Consider the following 15,340-nt stretch of genomic DNA (forward strand, 5'->3'; position numbering starts at 1 on the left):
AACGTAGACGACCACGGGGGCATTCCGCGGTGCCGGGCCGCCGCGAACTCGGGTCTGCGCGGGGCCCCGGGACACACTAGGGGATGATGCCCTGATGCCCGGCACCGACCGTCTGCACCGCCCGCCTCCGACCGCTCTGGTCGTGATCCCGGGAACGGGTTCCGACGCCGACCACGCCTCCCGCTCCTTCGGCGTCGCCGCCGCCGACCTCGGCATCGAGCTCATCGCCCTGGAACCGACGGCGTCGCTGATCGACGGCCACCGACTGGGGCTGGAGCGTGCCGCTCGAGCGCATCGGTCGATCCTGGTGGGCGGCGTCTCGATCGGGGCCGCGATCGCGCTCGACTGGGCCATCGGTGATGCCGGACGACGGTGCTCCGGAGTGCTCGCCGCGCTGCCGGCATGGAGTGGCGAGGCCCACACCGCCCCCGCGGCCGCGAGTGCCGTCGCCACCGCCGAGGCCCTCGAGAGTGACGGACTCGAGGCGACCATCGCCGCGATGGCGAGCAGCAGCCCCGGCTGGTTGGCCGCGGAACTGACCCGGTCGTGGCGGCGCCTGCACCCGGGACTCGCCGCCGCCCTGCGCGAGGCGGCCGGCTACCGGGCTCCGGTGCCCGCCGAGATCGGCGGCCTCACGGTGCCCCTCGCCATCGTCGCGGCCCCCGACGATCCCGTGCACCCGATCGCCGTCGCCCGTGAATGGCACGCCGCCGCACCGCGATCGGCTCTCGCAGAGGTCGCCCTCGACGACTGGGGCCGGAACCCGGGGCTCCTCGGAGCCGGCACGCGGGACGGCATCATCGGTCTGATGGACCCGCAGGCGTGACCGGACGTCAGCGCCGTCGCAGGAAGCGCTGCATCGCCGATCCCGACGACGGCGGCTCCTGGTCATCGGCGTCCGACGGCACATCGGGCGCCTCGGCCGCGGGTGATTCTTCCTGGGGCACGACAGCGGCATCCGCGTCATCGCGATAGGTGTTCTCGCCGTACACGGTGGCATGCGCGACCTGATCGAGCGCGCCGCCGGCGACGGGACCCGACTCGTCGGTCGCGTCCGCGTCGGCCCCGACGACCGGAGCCTGGGCCGTCGGGTTCTGGGCGCTCGGGTTCTGGGCCGTCGGGTTCGGGGGATTCTGTCCGGCCGCGGGGTCGGCGAACATCTGTTGCTGGGCGGCCGCGACCTGCTCGGCGAGCACCGGGGGCAGCACGATCGGCAGCGGGTCCCGCGGGGGGAAGGGTTCGGAACCGCGCCGGACGACGGTTTCGGCGAGCACCGCACGGCTCAGCCGTGCGAGGTCCTCGGAGTTCTCGGTGGGCCCGCTGCCCACACACCGGACGAGCCAGCGCGGCCCGTCGACCCCGATGAACCGATGGGTGACACCGTCCACCTCGGCGACCACCTCACGCCCCCAGTGCCCGTCCTCGACACTCGTGGTGGCGCCGTCGTCGCGGAGCGAACCGGCCAGTTCCCGGACCACCTCGCGCCACATCCCGGGGGATTTCGGTGCCGCGAACGCCGTCACCGAGATGCGGCCGATGGGAGTCACCAGGTACACGTTCTGCGGTTGGTGGGCCTCGGACATCTCCACGGTGACCTGGCCACCCTCGACCACCGGCACCAGCACCGAGCCGAGGTCGAGATGGGAGTTCTCGAGCTCCTGCGGTCGGGTGGTCAGCGCGTCGAGGTCGTAGGGACCGCGCGCCTGACCGACCCGCAGTTCCTCTGATTGGTCCTGTGCCATCGCGTCACTCCTGGTTCGTCACCGCCGGCGACGACGATCTGCCGGCCACACGGAAAACAGTAATCCACCACCACCGGGCAGCGGTCAGGCGAGAATCGCCGAACCGCCGCTCGATCCGTAACCGCCGTCGCCCCGGGCGGTCTGGTCGAGTTCGTCGACCTCGACGAAGTCGGGCAGCTCGACCCGCTGCACGATCAGCTGGGCGATCCGGTCGCCGCGCGCGATCGAGATCGTCTGCTCCGGGTCGTGGTTGATCAGGCAGACCTTGATCTCGCCGCGATAGCCGGCGTCGATGGTGCCCGGGGTGTTCACGACCGACAGGCCGGCCCGGGCGGCGAGCCCCGACCTCGGGTGGATCAGCCCGACGGTGCCCACCGGCAGGGCCACCGCGATCCCGGTTCCGACGAGCTGCCGGCGCCCGGCGGGCAGTTCGAGATCGATCGTCGAATAGAGGTCGACCCCCGCATCACCCGGGTGCGCCCTGGTCGGCAGGGGTAGGTCGGGGTCGAGGCGACGGACCGCGATCGACGCCGGGGCGGAGGGCTGCGCAGGGGGGAGATCTGGGGTCACGGACGCAGACTACGCTGGTCACGTGACCGCAGATCATTCGCCCGAGCGCCCCGGGGGCACGTCGGACGCCTCCCCCGCACCCACCGGGCGGAACGCCGGCGTGACCGACTCGACGACCGATCGGTTCGACGAGCGCCTGTACGTCCCCTGGTGGTGGTGGCTCGCCGCCGTGGTCCTCACCGGCGTGGTGGGCTACGAGATCCAGTTGTCGGCGCGTGGGAGCGCCTGGAGCATCATCGGTTACGTCGCCACCGGCGTGCTGTGCGCGGTGATGCTGTGGTCGATGGGCCGCACCCGCATCCGGGTGACCCCGGATCGGGAACTGCACGCCCATCGCGCCGTCCTGCCGCGCGGCGTCGTGGCCCGCGGGGCGACGGTTCCGGCGTCGGCCAAGAGCGCGGCACTCGGCCGCCAGCTCGATCCGGCCGCCTACCTCGTGCACCGGTCCTGGGTGAAGACGATGGTCCTCATCGTCCTCGACGATCCCGACGACCCGACCCCGTACTGGCTCGTGTCCACCCGGCGCCCGGCCGAACTCCTCGCCGCCCTGGGCATCGAGGACGCCGCGGCCGACCGTCCCGCCCCCACCGCCTGACCCCGGACACGACGAAGGGGCCGCGCCGGTGTTCGGCGACGGCCCCTTTCGTCAGCTGTCAGTCGCTGGCGGCGGACCTGCTCACGCGCAGTCGACGCAGATGAGCGAGCTTCCGTTCTCCTCGGCCAGCCGGCTGCGGTGATAGACGAGAAAGCAGCTGGTACAGGTGAACTCGTCGGCCTGCTTGGGGATGACACGCACCGACAGCTCTTCGCCGGAGAGATCGGCGCCGGGGAGTTCGAAGGATTCCGCGGTGTCACTCTCGTCGACATCCACCGCCGAGGACTGGGCCTCGCTGCGCCGGGCCTTCAGCTCTTCGAGCGAGTCCTCGTTGAGGTCCTCGGTCTCCGTCCGCCGTGGCGCGTCATAATCTGTAGCCATTCTGTGCCTAACTTGTCGAGAGTGTGAGGGGCGCTCACGGTGACGGCGCTGACGTCGCCACCCGGTGTTCTTGCGCACGACTCCGCCGGGATTGTCTTACCGATGGGGTCACTGCAACGTCGTCTCGGGCGAGATTCGTACCAGAGAAACAAACGTATTGCGTGATTTCGATCACGGTTAGATATCAGGCGCACCCCGGGTCTGGAAGCGCGGGCGCCCGAAGCATAGTCGACGCCCCATCCAAGGTCAATACACTGCACCCAACTCGTCGGTAAGTTTCACCTCGTCCGTTGGCAGACGACCCGATTCGCGCGGCCGACACCGCTCCCGGCGAGGCACGCGGTCCGCCGCGGGGCCACCCTCTAGAGTGATCCGAGATCACGCAACGCCCAGTTGAGGAGCCAGTTCACGGTGGTGTCGAAGATTACGTCCGGCTATCCGACAGACGAGCAGGGCCGCCCCTACCGTCGGCGCCGCTACGCGCCCGCGATCATCACGGTCGTCGTCCTGATGGTCGTCGGTGTGGTGGTGTGGGCGATCGCGCTCGGTGGCGGCGACACCGAATCCGTACCGACGGCCTGCAATCAGCCGACTCCCCCGACGTCGGTGGAGGCCGGCGCACCCGCACCGGCCGCACCGCCGACGCTGACCGTCGTCGGGCGCGACGAGATGCTCGGGGTCGCACCGGCTCCGCTGTCGACCTTCGGTGTGCGGGTCCTCAACGCCTCCGACGAACGCGGCGCTGCCCGGACGGTGTCCGACGACCTCACCGCCCAGGGCTTCACGCCCGTGCCGGACAACCCATACGCCGATGATCCGGTGTACCCCAACCGGGATCTCGACTGCGTCGCGCAGATCCGGTTCGGCCCGGCGGGTCGCGCCGCCGCGGCGGCCACGTGGCTCGCGTTCCCGTGCGCCCAGCTCGTCGACGACGGCCGGCGCGGGACGGCCGTCGATGTCGCCCTGGGTATCCACCACTCGGGCGGCGAGATGTCGCAGGACGCGCAAGCCGCCCTGGAGGCACTGCGCTCGGCGGACCCGAAGAACCCGGCGAGCGGCGTCGACCCGGTACTCGTCGAGGCCGTGCACTCCACGCCCTGCTGACTCAGGTCAGCGGGCGACGCGCATCGAATTCGTCCAGCAGCGCGAGGAATTCGTCGGCCACACCCGGCGCGACGGCGACGGTGATGTGTCCCTCGTCGGCCCGGGAGTCCGGCGGCGGCGTCTGGACGACGGCGCCGGCTTCGGCGGCGATGAGGCCTCCCGCCGCCCAGTCCCACGGGCTCAGCCCGTGCTCGTAGTGCGCGTCGACCGCGCCGGCGGCGACCATGCACAGGTCGAGGGCCGCGGCGCCGATGCGACGCACGTCCCGCACGCGCGGCAGCAGTTCGGCGACGATGCGGCCCTGCTGTCGGCGTCGTGCTGCGTCGTACCCGAAACCCGTTGCCACCAGGGCCAGTTCGGCACGACTGACAGGGTTGCAGCGCAACGGGCGCCGGACCCCGGTCGAGTCCGCGGCCCAGGCTCCGCCGCCGAGGGTCGCGCCGTAGGTCACGTCGCGGGCGACGTCGACGACCACCCCGGCCACCGACCGCCCGTCGACCTGTGCCGCGACCGACACCGCGTAGGCCGGGACGCCGTACATGAAATTGACGGTCCCGTCGATCGGGTCGACGACCCATCGGACGCCGGAGGGCACCGCGCGACTGCCGCCGTCCTCCTCCCCCAGCACCTTGTCGTCGGGGCGCGCCTGACGGAGCAGCGAGCGGATCAGTCGCTCGGTCTCGGTGTCGGCGAGGGTGACCGGATCGGTTTCCGTCGACTTCGTCGACACAGCCTGCACCGTCGACGTCGTCGACACGGGCTGCACCGTCGCGTCAACGGTGCCCGGTTCCGGCGGCTCGCCGTGTCCCGGTGTCGCACCGAACAATTCGGGCCGGCGGCGACGCACGTGCGCGGCGGCCTCCCGGGCCACGGCGTCGGCGACCGCGGCGAGCCCGTCCACCGGAATTGTCTGATCCACGCCTTCCATGTCAGCACATTCCCCGACCGCACCGCCGATCGCGGTGACCGATCTCTCGCCTCGAACGGGCGAAACGTGTCGACAAGTGTTGCGATGTCGCGCGTTCGGCAGGTCGCGTGGATAGCCTGGATGTCGATTGCCGCCGACCCGGACAGGGAGCCCCGCCATGACCGACACGTCCGTCCCCGAATCGTCCGACCCCGACGGTTCGACGCCCTCGACCAACCTCGGTTTCGGCGTCGACGTCGGTGGGTCCGGGATCAAGGGCGGGATCGTGGACCTCGATTCCGGTGAGCTCGTCGGCGAACGGTTCAAGGTGCTGACCCCACAGCCGGCGACACCCGACGCCGTCGCCGACGGGGTGGCCGAGGTCGTTGCGCATTTCGACTGGACGGGCCCGGTGGGCATCACCCTGCCCGGCGTCGTGACCGACGGGATCATGCGCACGGCCGCCAACATCGACAAGGCCTGGATCGGCACGGACGTCTACGAGCTGTTCAGCAAACACCTCGACGGCAGGCAGGTGTCGGTGCTCAATGACGCCGACGCCGCGGGCATGGCCGAGGACGCGTACGGCGCCGGCAAGGACGTCGCAGGGGTCGTGATGCTGTTGACGTTCGGGACCGGGATCGGATCGGCGATCCTGATCGACGGCACCCTCGTGCCCAACACCGAGCTCGGACACCTCCAGGTCGGCAAGAAGGAAGCCGAGCATCAGGCCTCCTCCAGCGTCCGGGAGGAGAAGGGCTGGTCCTACGAGAAGTGGACCGAGAAGGTCTCCGAGGTGCTCGAGACCTACGAAGCACTCTTCTGGCCGAAGCTCTTCATCGCCGGCGGAGGCATCAGCCGCAAGTCCGACAAGTGGATTCCGCTGCTGACCAACAAGACCCCGGTGGTACCGGCGGTACTGCTCAACACAGCAGGCATCGTCGGCGCCGCCATGGCGGTCTCGCGGGGCCTCAAAACCTAGCGCCGCGCGTCCATTGACCAGGTCTTTGACACACCGGACCGGACGATGTCGTTACAATGGTCGTCACCGGTCATTCCAACCGCGAAACCAAGACCTCGTCCACGGCGGCTCGCGCTGCCGTGTCGCGTCTGGTGACAGACGACAGTAGACACCACAGAAGACAGTTCGAAAGGTTGTACGTGGCAGCCATCACGACCCATCAGGGTGATGTAGAGGCCGAGGAGTCGACCGAGTCGACCCCCGCCGCGACCGACGCCCCGGCCAAACGGACCGCCAAGAAGGCTGCGAAGAAGACCGCCGCCCGGAAGGCTCCCGCCAAGAAGGCAGCAGCGAAGAAGGCCACCAAGAAGGCGGCCCCGAAGAAAGCTGCCAAGAAGGCCGCGTCGGCCGAGGGCGCCGGCGACGATCCGAACGCCGAGCCCGACGACCCGGACTCGATCGACGACATCGACGGTCCCGACGCCGAGCTGGAAGACGTCGAGATCGACGACCTCGAGGTCGACGACGACGATGACGATTCCGACGAGTCGGACGACGACGAGGAGGCCACCGACGCCAAGGCCCCGGCCGCCGCCGGCGCCGCCTCCGCCACCGCGAAGGCGGGCGCCAAAGACGAGTCCGCCGCTGCGAAGTCGGGCGACTTCGTGTGGGACGAGGAGGAATCGGAGGCCCTGCGCCAGGCGCGCAAGGACGCCGAACTCACCGCCTCCGCCGACAGCGTCCGCGCGTATCTGAAGCAGATCGGCAAGGTCGCCCTCCTCAATGCGGAGGAGGAGGTCGAGCTCGCCAAGCGGATCGAGGCCGGTCTCTTCGCCACCGAACGTCTCCGCCGCATCATGGATGCCGGCGAGAAGCTCAGCACCGCCCAGAAACGCGATCTCAACTGGATCTCGCGCGACGGCAACCGCGCCAAGAACCACCTGCTCGAGGCGAACCTCCGCCTGGTCGTGTCGCTGGCGAAGCGCTACACCGGCCGCGGCATGGCGTTCCTGGATCTGATCCAGGAGGGCAACCTCGGTCTGATCCGCGCGGTCGAGAAGTTCGACTACACCAAGGGTTACAAGTTCTCGACGTACGCCACCTGGTGGATTCGCCAGGCGATCACCCGTGCCATGGCCGACCAGGCCCGCACCATCCGTATCCCGGTGCACATGGTCGAGGTCATCAACAAGCTCGGTCGAATCCAGCGCGAACTGCTCCAGGACCTCGGCCGCGAGCCGACGCCCGAGGAGCTCGCCAAGGAGATGGACATCACCCCGGAGAAGGTGCTGGAGATCCAGCAGTACGCCCGGGAACCCATCTCCCTGGACCAGACCATCGGCGACGAGGGTGACAGTCAGCTCGGTGACTTCATCGAGGACTCCGAAGCCGTGGTCGCGGTGGACGCGGTCAGCTTCACGCTGCTGCAGGATCAGCTGCAGTCGGTCCTGGAGACCCTGTCCGAGCGCGAGGCCGGCGTCGTCCGCCTGCGGTTCGGTCTCACCGACGGTCAGCCCCGCACGCTCGACGAGATCGGCCAGGTGTACGGCGTGACCCGCGAGCGCATCCGGCAGATCGAGTCCAAGACGATGTCCAAGCTGCGCCACCCGTCGCGGTCGCAGGTCCTGCGCGACTACCTGGACTAGGTCGCCCCTTCGTTCGACGCCGTCGCCCCGTGCCTCACCGGCACGGGGCGACGGCGTTTCCGTGTCCGGCCTGAACACCAGAGCGACAGATTTGTCAAGATTTGTGCGCGCACCGATTTCGACACAGCCGGAGAGTCGGGGTTTCGGCAGAGCACTACATAGGATGGCGCGGTGACTTACGCAGTGACCGGGAGCAGACGCGGCGCCATGCTGGTGCGCCGCGCCACCGTTGACCTGCTGCGCACAGCCTCGATGCTGTGTCTGTGAGGCGACCCAACCCACCCCGGGGCCCACGTGTGTCCCCAATTCTGCGTTTCTCTTCTCGCGGCCGCATCGTGCCCGCTCCAGCCTCGTCACGCCCCTGACGGTGTGACTTCCCGGAAAGACCCACTATGAGAACGATTGTCCTGATCGGCCTCGTCGGCTTCGCTGCACAGCTCGTCGACGGCAGTCTCGGCATGGCTTATGGCGTCACCACCACGACCCTCCTCCTCGCCATCGGCACCAACCCGGCTGCCGCATCGGCCACGGTGCACCTGGCCGAGATCGGCACCACGCTGGTGTCCGGCGTCTCGCACTGGAAGTTCGGCAACGTCGACTGGCGCGTCGTGCGCCGCATCGCGATCCCGGGCGCCATCGGCGCATTCCTCGGCGCGACGATCCTGTCGAGCCTCTCCACCGAGACCGCTGCCCCCGTCATGGCCGTGATCCTCCTGCTGCTGGGTCTCTACATCCTGGTGCGCTTCACCTTCCAGGGCATTCCCCGTCACAACCTCGGCAAGCCGCTGCGCAAGCGCTTCCTCAGCCCGCTCGGATTCGTCGCCGGGTTCGTCGACGCCACCGGTGGCGGCGGCTGGGGACCGGTCGGCACCCCGGCCATCCTGGCCAGCGGCCGCCTCGAGCCTCGCAAGGTGATCGGTTCGATCGACACCAGCGAGTTCATCATCGCCGTCGCCGCCAGCCTCGGCTTCCTGTTCAGCCTCGGTTCGCAGGGCATCAACTTCGCGTGGGTGGGCGCCATCCTCGTCGGCGGCGTGATCGCCGCACCGATCGCCGCCTGGCTCGTGCGCCACATCCCGCCGCGCCTTCTGGGCGCCTCGGTCGGCGGCCTGATCGTCCTCACCAACACCCGCAGCCTGCTGAAGAGCGACTTCATCGATGCTCCCGGCTCGGTGCGCAACGTCTTCTACGTCGTGATCGCCATCGCCTGGGCAGCGGCGTTCGCCTACTCGCTTCGCGAGTACCTGCGCGACCGCGAGAACGAGTCCTCGGACGCGGTCACCCACTTCCGCGAGGAGCAGGAAGAGGCGCTCGTGGGCGCCGAGGGCACGGAGCGTTCGAGCACCGAGGCGGCATCGACGTCCGACATCCCGGCCGCCGACACCGCACCCGAACCCGACGCGGGCGCAAGCGGAACGCACTCCCCCACCCGGACGAGCTGACCGTCCGACCCGACCCGCGCAGAACACGTAGAGTGGTGCGACCCGGCCCCCATGGCCGGGTCGCATTGCGTTCGGGCGATCGTTGTCCAGTTGTTGCGCGAGGTAAACGGTGAGTGACGACACACCGAGCGCACCCCCGGAACAATACGAACGCCTCGAGCGTCTGACAGAGTGAGGTTGACGCATCGCCCGGATGTGTCGGCTCGAAGGGAAGGCGACCGGACACCGGCGCCGGACCGGGACGGAGGAACGACAACCATGACTGACATCGCCACCACAGCCCCGATCTACCTGCCGCTCACTGCCGCCGATCGCTGCGATCGCTGCGGCGCCGCAGCCAAGGTACGGGCCGTCCTGCCCAAGGGCGGCGAGCTTCTCTTCTGCCGCCATCACTTCAACGAGCACGAAGCCCGTCTCGTCGAGCTGAGCGCCACCGTCGTCGAGTCCGCCGGCGAGTTGGTCTGACGATCCCGACGATCTGACACGGGCGTTCCTACGCGCACAGAGCCCGGCCGGAATCATCCGGCCGGGCTCTGTCGTGTCGTGCGTCTGTCCGTCGTGTCGGTCATGTCCGGGCCTTCGCCCGACCCGACCGATCAGCGCCACTCGCGCAGCGCGGCGATCCGTTCCTTGAGTTGCTCGGCACTGGCCATCGCGGTCGGCGGCCCACCGAGACGGGTCCGCAACTCGTTGTGCACCATGCCGTGCGGTTTACCCGTGCGATGGTGATGCATGGCGACGAGAGTGTTCAGTTCCTTGCGCAGCGCGTGCAGGTTCTCACCGGTCGTCCCGGGGGGTCGGCCGGGCGTCGGTTGCTCGGCATTCGCCGGAGACTCCGCGGTCGACGAAGCCGTCCGCGCGGTGACCTGATCCTCCTGCCGCTTGCGCAGGAGGGCACGCACCTGATCGGCGTCGAGCAGCCCCGGAAGGCCGAGGTAGTCCGACTCCTCATCGCTGCCCGCGAACGTCGCCGTGCCGAACGACGTGCCGTCGAAGATGACCTGATCGAGCTCGGCGTCGGCGTGCAGGGACTGGAACTTCGGCTCGTCCTCCCCCGGCTCGTCCTCCTGCTTGTTGGCGTCGATCAGCAATTGGTCGTCGAGGCCGTCGCTCTCGCGGTGCGGCTTGCCGAGCACATGATCGCGCTCGACCTCCATCTGGCTGGCCAGGTCGAGCAACACCGGCACCGACGGCAGAAAGACGCTCGCGGTCTCACCCGGCCGACGCGATCGCACGAAGCGGCCGATGGCCTGCGCGAAGAACAGCGGCGTCGACGAACTGGTGGCGTACACGCCCACGGCCAGACGCGGCACGTCGACACCCTCGGACACCATGCGGACCGCGACCATCCACTCGTCGGTGGACGCGGCGAACTGGCCGATCCGCGACGACGACTTCGGGTCGTCGGAGAGCACGACCGTCGGTTCTCTACCGGTGATGGCGGTGAGGAGTTCGGCATAGTCGCGGGCCGCGGTCTGATCGGTGGCGATCACCAGGCCGCCCGCGTCCGGTGTGCCGGTCGCGCGCAACTGTCCGAGGCGGGTGTGCGCGGCGGTGAGCACCGCCGGGATCCAGTCGCCGTGAGCGTCGAGGGCAGTGCGCCAGGCGCGCGTGGTGTGTTCCGCCGAGAGCGGCTCGCCCAGGCGCGCGGTGTACTCCTCGCCCGCGCTGTCCCGCCAACTGGCCTCACCGGAGTAGGCGAGGAACACGACCGGGCGGACGACGCCGTCCTTCAGGGCGTCGGCGTAGCCGTAGGTGTGGTCGGCCTTGGAACGCTGATGCCCGCCGGCCTCCGGTTCGTAGGTGACGAACGGGATCGGCGAGTCGTCCGAGCGGAACGGCGTACCGGTCAGCAGCAGCCGGCGCTCGGCGTCGTCGAAGGCCTCGCGGATCGCCTCACCCCAGGACTTGGCATCGCCACCATGGTGGATCTCGTCGAGGATGACCAGCGTGCGGTAGTTCTCGGTGCGCACCCGATGCCGAGCCGGGTGGGCGGCCACCTGCGCGTAGGTGACCACGACGCCGTGGAAGTCCGAACTGGTCTGTCCGGCGGCGTTGGTGAACCGGGAGTCGAGCGCGATCCCGACGCGCGCCGCGGCCTCGGCCCACTGGTGTTTGAGATGCTCCGTGGGCGCGACCACGGTGATCTTGTCGACGGTGCGGTCGTCGAGCAGTTCGCGGGCGATGCGCAGACCGAAGGTCGTCTTGCCTGCGCCGGGGGTCGCCACGGCGAGGAAGTCCTTCGGCTTCTGCGTCAGGTACTTGGTCAGCGCACGACGCTGCCAGGCGCGGAGCTGCTGTGTGGGGGCGCTCGTGGACCCGGACGGACCACTGGCGGAGGGTTCGGCTGACGTCACCTTCAGTGCTGCTCCTCCACGCGTGCGGGTGTACTGCCGGACATGAAATGACCCCTCGCGTGCGGCACCCGCGCCCAAGGGGACCCGCCAATCGTACCGCCGACCGGCGACAGCTCCCGCATCCCGACACCGGGCCGAGGCGCCCACGGAAGTCGCCCCTCGTGGGCGATCCGAACGACTCGCCTGGTGACCCGAGTACCCAACCGCCCCTCCGGTCAGGGATATTGAACACATCACAACGCGTAAGAGGAATCCGGTCCCGCTGGCCGACGAGACGTCGTCGGTGGCTGCGCCGAGCCTGCCCGCGGGGCCGCCACCCGCGCCCGTGTCGGCCGCGATCACCGCCCCGATCGGCGACACCGCGACCGAACCCCTGCGCTCCGCCGCGTTGCGAGCCGCGCCCGCGTCCGGCGACGTCGAGGTGCCCGCCGACGCCGGCCGTTCGTCGAAGCCGGGCAACGACGACCCGGTTCGGGACGAGGCACCGACCGGGCCCGGCCTCCCGGTGCTGCCGAACATCCATCGCGTGATCTGGCGGACCATCGTCAAGTCCTGGGACGACGGGATCATCGGCTGGGCCGCGCAGGCCGCGTTCTGGCAGGCGCTGTCCCTGCCGCCGCTGCTGCTCGGGTTGCTCGGTTCGGTCGGTTACGTCGCGGGCTGGTTCGGTCCCGACACCGTCGACGTCGTGTACGCCCGCATCATCGACTTCGCCGACCGCACGTTCACCCCGACCGTCGTCGACGACCTGATCACCCCCACCGTCGACAGCGTGCTCGGTCGCGGACGGATCGGGTTGATGTCGGTCGGCTTCGTCCTGTCACTGTGGGCGGGATCGTCGGCCGTATCGTGCTTCATCGCCTCGATCGCCCACGCCCACGATCAGCACGAGGTCCGTAATCCGGTGTGGCAGCGGTTTTTCGCGTTGTTCCTCTACGTCGGATTCCTGAGCGTGGCGGTGTTCCTGCTGCCCCTCGTCGCCCTCGGACCGAACTACCTCCGGGCCATCGTGCCGGAATCGTGGGGATCGTTCGTCACCACCCTCATCGACTACGGCTACTTCCCGTTCGTCGCGGTCCTGCTCCTGTTCGTGCTCACGACGCTTTACCACCTCGCGCTGCCCAATCCCCTGCCGTGGCATCGACTCATCGGCGGCGCCGTCGTGGCCGGCGTGTTCTTCTGGGTGGCGAGCTATCTGCTGCGCATCTACCTCACCAAGATCACCGAGGCCGGGGTCTCCTATGGAGCGCTGGCCACGCCGATCGCGTTCCTGCTCTTCACGTTCTCGCTGGGATTCGGCATCGTGATCGGCGCCGAGTTCAACGCCGCGGTGCAACAGTTCTGGCCGGCGAAGGCCTCGACCACGACCCAGGTGCGCCACTGGGTGAATTCGCAGACCTCGGACTTCACCGGACAGCTCCGGACCCTGCCCGACCGGCTGTCCTCCGGTCCGATCCGCAGGCAGCCGCGCGAACGCGGGCGCGGCTGACGGTGCCGGGCCCGCCGCCGGGCGGCAGCGGGCGGGCCCGATCAGGCAGCCGCTACTTACGCATCTTGCTGTAGATCTTCTTGCACTTCGGGCACACCGGAGACCCGGGCTTGGCCGACCGCGTCACCGGGAAGGTCTCGCCGCAGAGGGCGACGACGTGGTTCCCCATGACCGCGCTCTCGGCGATCTTGTTCTTCTTCACGTAGTGGAAGAACTTGGGGCGGTCGTCGTCATCCCGATCGGTCGCGTCGGCGTCGGGACGCTCGTCGGTCTTGGTGTCGGACCATTCGTCGAGGTCCGGGCGTTCGATGGTTTCGGTTCCCATGCGTCCATTGTGCGTCAACAGGCGGCGGCGGACGAAGCCGCGGGTGCATTCGATGATCGAAAGTGGGACAGTGGAGAGGGTGTTCGAACAAAGGGAATCCATGGGTGAGACCGGTCGCGGTCAGTACGGCCACAGGAGCGCGTCACCGCACGTCGACGAGCACGGCCACCCCCTGTCGAAACGGTCGGCCGCCGAGACGTACCTGATCACCGACGCGCCGGACTCGCTGGAGGCCCAGCACCGGGCGCGCGTTCGGAAATACCTGTTCCTCATGGCTTTCCGCGTGCCCGCCCTCCTGATCGCCGGCATCGCCTACGGCATCACCGGGTCGGGTCTCCTGGCGCTGGCGATCGTCGCGATCTCCATCCCGCTGCCCTGGGCGGCGGTCCTCATCGCCAACGACCGTCCACCGCGCAAGCGCGGCGAGGTCCCCCAGTACAAGTACGGCGCCGACCACCACGTCGTGGGCCCGCCTGCACTCCCCGACACCGAGAACAAGCTGTCGCGCACCGTCGACGGGCAGGTCGTCGACCCCGACGATCCCCGCGCCTGACACCTCGACCCGTTCACCGCATCGCGGCGCGGTTCCGTCGCGCGCGACATCTCAGCAACTTCTCAGCCGCTTGTCGAGTCGCGAAAAAGAATGCGCAGGTCACCAAGCCTCATCGAGGTTTGCTCCGAAGCACTCTCGGGAACTATCGGCCACACATGGACGTTGGACCCAGTGAACGCACTCAAGTCAGGAGGCCGCATGTCACGCTCGACAGTTGCACGTTCGACCCCGACCAAAGGTTTCGCCGAAGTCACCCCTCCGGGTACCCGGCCGGCGATGACCGAACAAGATCTCGACGCCCAGTCTCCAGCGGCGGATCTGGTCCGTGTCTATCTGAACGGAATCGGTCGCACCGCTCTCCTCAACGCGGAGCAGGAGGTCGAACTCGCCAAGCAGATCGAGGCCGGCCTCTACGCCAAACACGTTCTGGCGAACAAGAAGCGGCTCTCCGCCGCCAAGAAGCGTGACCTCGCGGTCATCGTCCGGGAAGGTGAGGCCGCCCGTGCGCACCTGCTCGAGGCGAACCTCCGCCTGGTCGTCTCGCTGGCCAAGCGGTACACCGGCCGCGGCATGCCGCTCCTCGACCTGATCCAGGAGGGCAACCTGGGTCTGATCCGGGCCATGGAGAAGTTCGACTACGCCAAGGGCTTCAAGTTCTCGACCTACGCCACGTGGTGGATTCGCCAGGCGATCACCCGCGGCATGGCGGATCAGAGTCGCACGATCCGGCTCCCCGTCCACCTCGTGGAGCAGGTCAACAAGCTGGCCCGTATCAAGCGCGAGCTGCACCAGCAGCTCGGCCGAGAGGCGACCGACGACGAACTGGCCAACGAGTCGGGCATCCCCGCGGAGAAGATCGCCGACCTCCTCGACCACAGCCGCGACCCGGTGAGCCTGGACATGCCGGTGGGCAGCGACGAGGAAGCACCGCTCGGAGACTTCATCGAAGACGCCGAGGCCACCTCCGCCGAGAACGCGGTGATCGCCGGACTGTTGCACTCCGACATCCGGGCCGTCCTCGCCACGCTGGACGAGCGGGAACAGCAGGTCATCCGGATGCGCTACGGCCTCGACGACGGCCAGCCACGCACCCTCGACCAGATCGGCCGCATGTTCGGGCTGTCGCGCGAGCGCGTGCGTCAGATCGAGCGCGAGGTCATGGGCAAGCTCCGCCACGGTGACCGTGCCGAACGCCTGCGTGCCTACGCGAGCTGAGCGTCCCCCCACGCTCGACTGCCGCCTTCACTGAGTCTCTCGGTCGGTCCGCC

General features: G+C 69.0%; 16 protein-coding genes. 10 read left to right on the forward strand and 6 right to left on the reverse strand.

Annotation, left to right across the window (positions count from 1 at the left end):
* The first annotated feature begins 94 nt into the window (after window positions 1-94).
* Window positions 95-826 (forward strand): alpha/beta hydrolase, encoded by a 732-nt coding sequence (locus tag ABIC25_RS01400; RefSeq protein WP_354559621.1) that lies wholly within the window; start codon window positions 95-97, stop codon window positions 824-826.
* Between the two features lie 7 nt (window positions 827-833).
* Here ABIC25_RS01400 and ABIC25_RS01405 read toward each other — a convergent pair whose 3' ends face one another.
* Window positions 834-1,742 (reverse strand): DUF3710 domain-containing protein, encoded by a 909-nt coding sequence (locus ABIC25_RS01405; RefSeq protein WP_354559622.1) that lies wholly within the window; start codon window positions 1,740-1,742, stop codon window positions 834-836.
* An 84-nt stretch (window positions 1,743-1,826) separates the two neighbouring features.
* Window positions 1,827-2,312 (reverse strand): dUTP diphosphatase, encoded by a 486-nt coding sequence (dut, locus tag ABIC25_RS01410; protein ID WP_101818756.1) that lies wholly within the window; start codon window positions 2,310-2,312, stop codon window positions 1,827-1,829.
* 22 nt (window positions 2,313-2,334) lie between these two features.
* Here dut and ABIC25_RS01415 point away from each other — a divergent pair, with 22 nt between their 5' ends.
* Window positions 2,335-2,907 (forward strand): DUF3093 domain-containing protein, encoded by a 573-nt coding sequence (locus tag ABIC25_RS01415; protein ID WP_064571759.1) that lies wholly within the window; start codon window positions 2,335-2,337, stop codon window positions 2,905-2,907.
* A gap of 81 nt (window positions 2,908-2,988) precedes the next feature.
* Here ABIC25_RS01415 and ABIC25_RS01420 read toward each other — a convergent pair whose 3' ends face one another.
* Window positions 2,989-3,288, reverse strand: a complete 300-nt coding sequence (locus ABIC25_RS01420; RefSeq protein WP_004018846.1) for a DUF4193 domain-containing protein — start codon at window positions 3,286-3,288, stop codon at window positions 2,989-2,991.
* A gap of 411 nt (window positions 3,289-3,699) precedes the next feature.
* Here ABIC25_RS01420 and cei point away from each other — a divergent pair, with 411 nt between their 5' ends.
* Window positions 3,700-4,392: an envelope integrity protein Cei gene (cei, locus tag ABIC25_RS01425; protein ID WP_354559624.1), complete on the forward strand. Its 693-nt coding sequence runs from the start codon at window positions 3,700-3,702 to the stop codon at window positions 4,390-4,392.
* Between the two features lies 1 nt (window position 4,393).
* Here the strand turns inward: cei and ABIC25_RS01430 are convergent, their stop codons facing one another.
* Window positions 4,394-5,320, reverse strand: coding sequence for an inositol monophosphatase family protein (locus ABIC25_RS01430; protein WP_354559626.1), 927 nt, complete (start codon window positions 5,318-5,320; stop codon window positions 4,394-4,396).
* Between the two features lie 157 nt (window positions 5,321-5,477).
* Here ABIC25_RS01430 and ppgK point away from each other — a divergent pair, with 157 nt between their 5' ends.
* From ppgK to ABIC25_RS01450, 4 genes are all read left to right on the forward strand, one after another.
* Window positions 5,478-6,281 (forward strand): polyphosphate--glucose phosphotransferase, encoded by an 804-nt coding sequence (gene ppgK / locus ABIC25_RS01435; protein ID WP_354559627.1) that lies wholly within the window; start codon window positions 5,478-5,480, stop codon window positions 6,279-6,281.
* Between the two features lie 56 nt (window positions 6,282-6,337).
* On the forward strand, window positions 6,338-7,906 hold the full coding sequence (locus ABIC25_RS01440) for an RNA polymerase sigma factor (protein WP_354559628.1): 1,569 nt from the start codon (window positions 6,338-6,340) through the stop codon (window positions 7,904-7,906).
* 392 nt (window positions 7,907-8,298) lie between these two features.
* Complete coding sequence (locus ABIC25_RS01445) at window positions 8,299-9,348, forward strand: sulfite exporter TauE/SafE family protein (protein WP_354559630.1); 1,050 nt, start codon at window positions 8,299-8,301, stop codon at window positions 9,346-9,348.
* 258 nt (window positions 9,349-9,606) lie between these two features.
* On the forward strand, window positions 9,607-9,813 hold the full coding sequence (locus ABIC25_RS01450) for a DUF7455 domain-containing protein (RefSeq protein ID WP_004018852.1): 207 nt from the start codon (window positions 9,607-9,609) through the stop codon (window positions 9,811-9,813).
* 131 nt (window positions 9,814-9,944) lie between these two features.
* On the opposite strand, the gene ABIC25_RS01455 is transcribed toward ABIC25_RS01450, so the two are convergent.
* Complete coding sequence (locus ABIC25_RS01455) at window positions 9,945-11,705, reverse strand: DEAD/DEAH box helicase (RefSeq protein ID WP_354559632.1); 1,761 nt, start codon at window positions 11,703-11,705, stop codon at window positions 9,945-9,947.
* 283 nt (window positions 11,706-11,988) lie between these two features.
* On the opposite strand from ABIC25_RS01455, the gene ABIC25_RS01460 reads away from it, so the two are divergent.
* On the forward strand, window positions 11,989-13,194 hold the full coding sequence (locus tag ABIC25_RS01460; protein ID WP_004018854.1) for a YihY/virulence factor BrkB family protein: 1,206 nt from the start codon (window positions 11,989-11,991) through the stop codon (window positions 13,192-13,194).
* A gap of 52 nt (window positions 13,195-13,246) precedes the next feature.
* On the opposite strand, the gene ABIC25_RS01465 is transcribed toward ABIC25_RS01460, so the two are convergent.
* Window positions 13,247-13,519 (reverse strand): DUF3039 domain-containing protein, encoded by a 273-nt coding sequence (locus ABIC25_RS01465; protein WP_010840877.1) that lies wholly within the window; start codon window positions 13,517-13,519, stop codon window positions 13,247-13,249.
* Window positions 13,520-13,619: 100 nt separating this feature from the next.
* On the opposite strand from ABIC25_RS01465, the gene ABIC25_RS01470 reads away from it, so the two are divergent.
* Together ABIC25_RS01470 and ABIC25_RS01475 are read left to right on the forward strand one after the other, a co-directional pair.
* Complete coding sequence (locus ABIC25_RS01470) at window positions 13,620-14,072, forward strand: DUF3099 domain-containing protein (RefSeq protein WP_064571753.1); 453 nt, start codon at window positions 13,620-13,622, stop codon at window positions 14,070-14,072.
* A 276-nt stretch (window positions 14,073-14,348) separates the two neighbouring features.
* The gene (locus ABIC25_RS01475) at window positions 14,349-15,287 is read left to right on the forward strand and encodes a sigma-70 family RNA polymerase sigma factor (RefSeq protein ID WP_171011532.1); all 939 of its coding nucleotides are present in this window, start codon (window positions 14,349-14,351) and stop codon (window positions 15,285-15,287) included.
* The last annotated feature ends 53 nt before the right edge of the window (window positions 15,288-15,340 follow it).

The sequence above is a fragment of the Gordonia sp. PvP123 genome (assembly GCF_040547295.1).
GTDB lineage: Bacteria > Actinomycetota > Actinomycetes > Mycobacteriales > Mycobacteriaceae > Gordonia > Gordonia terrae.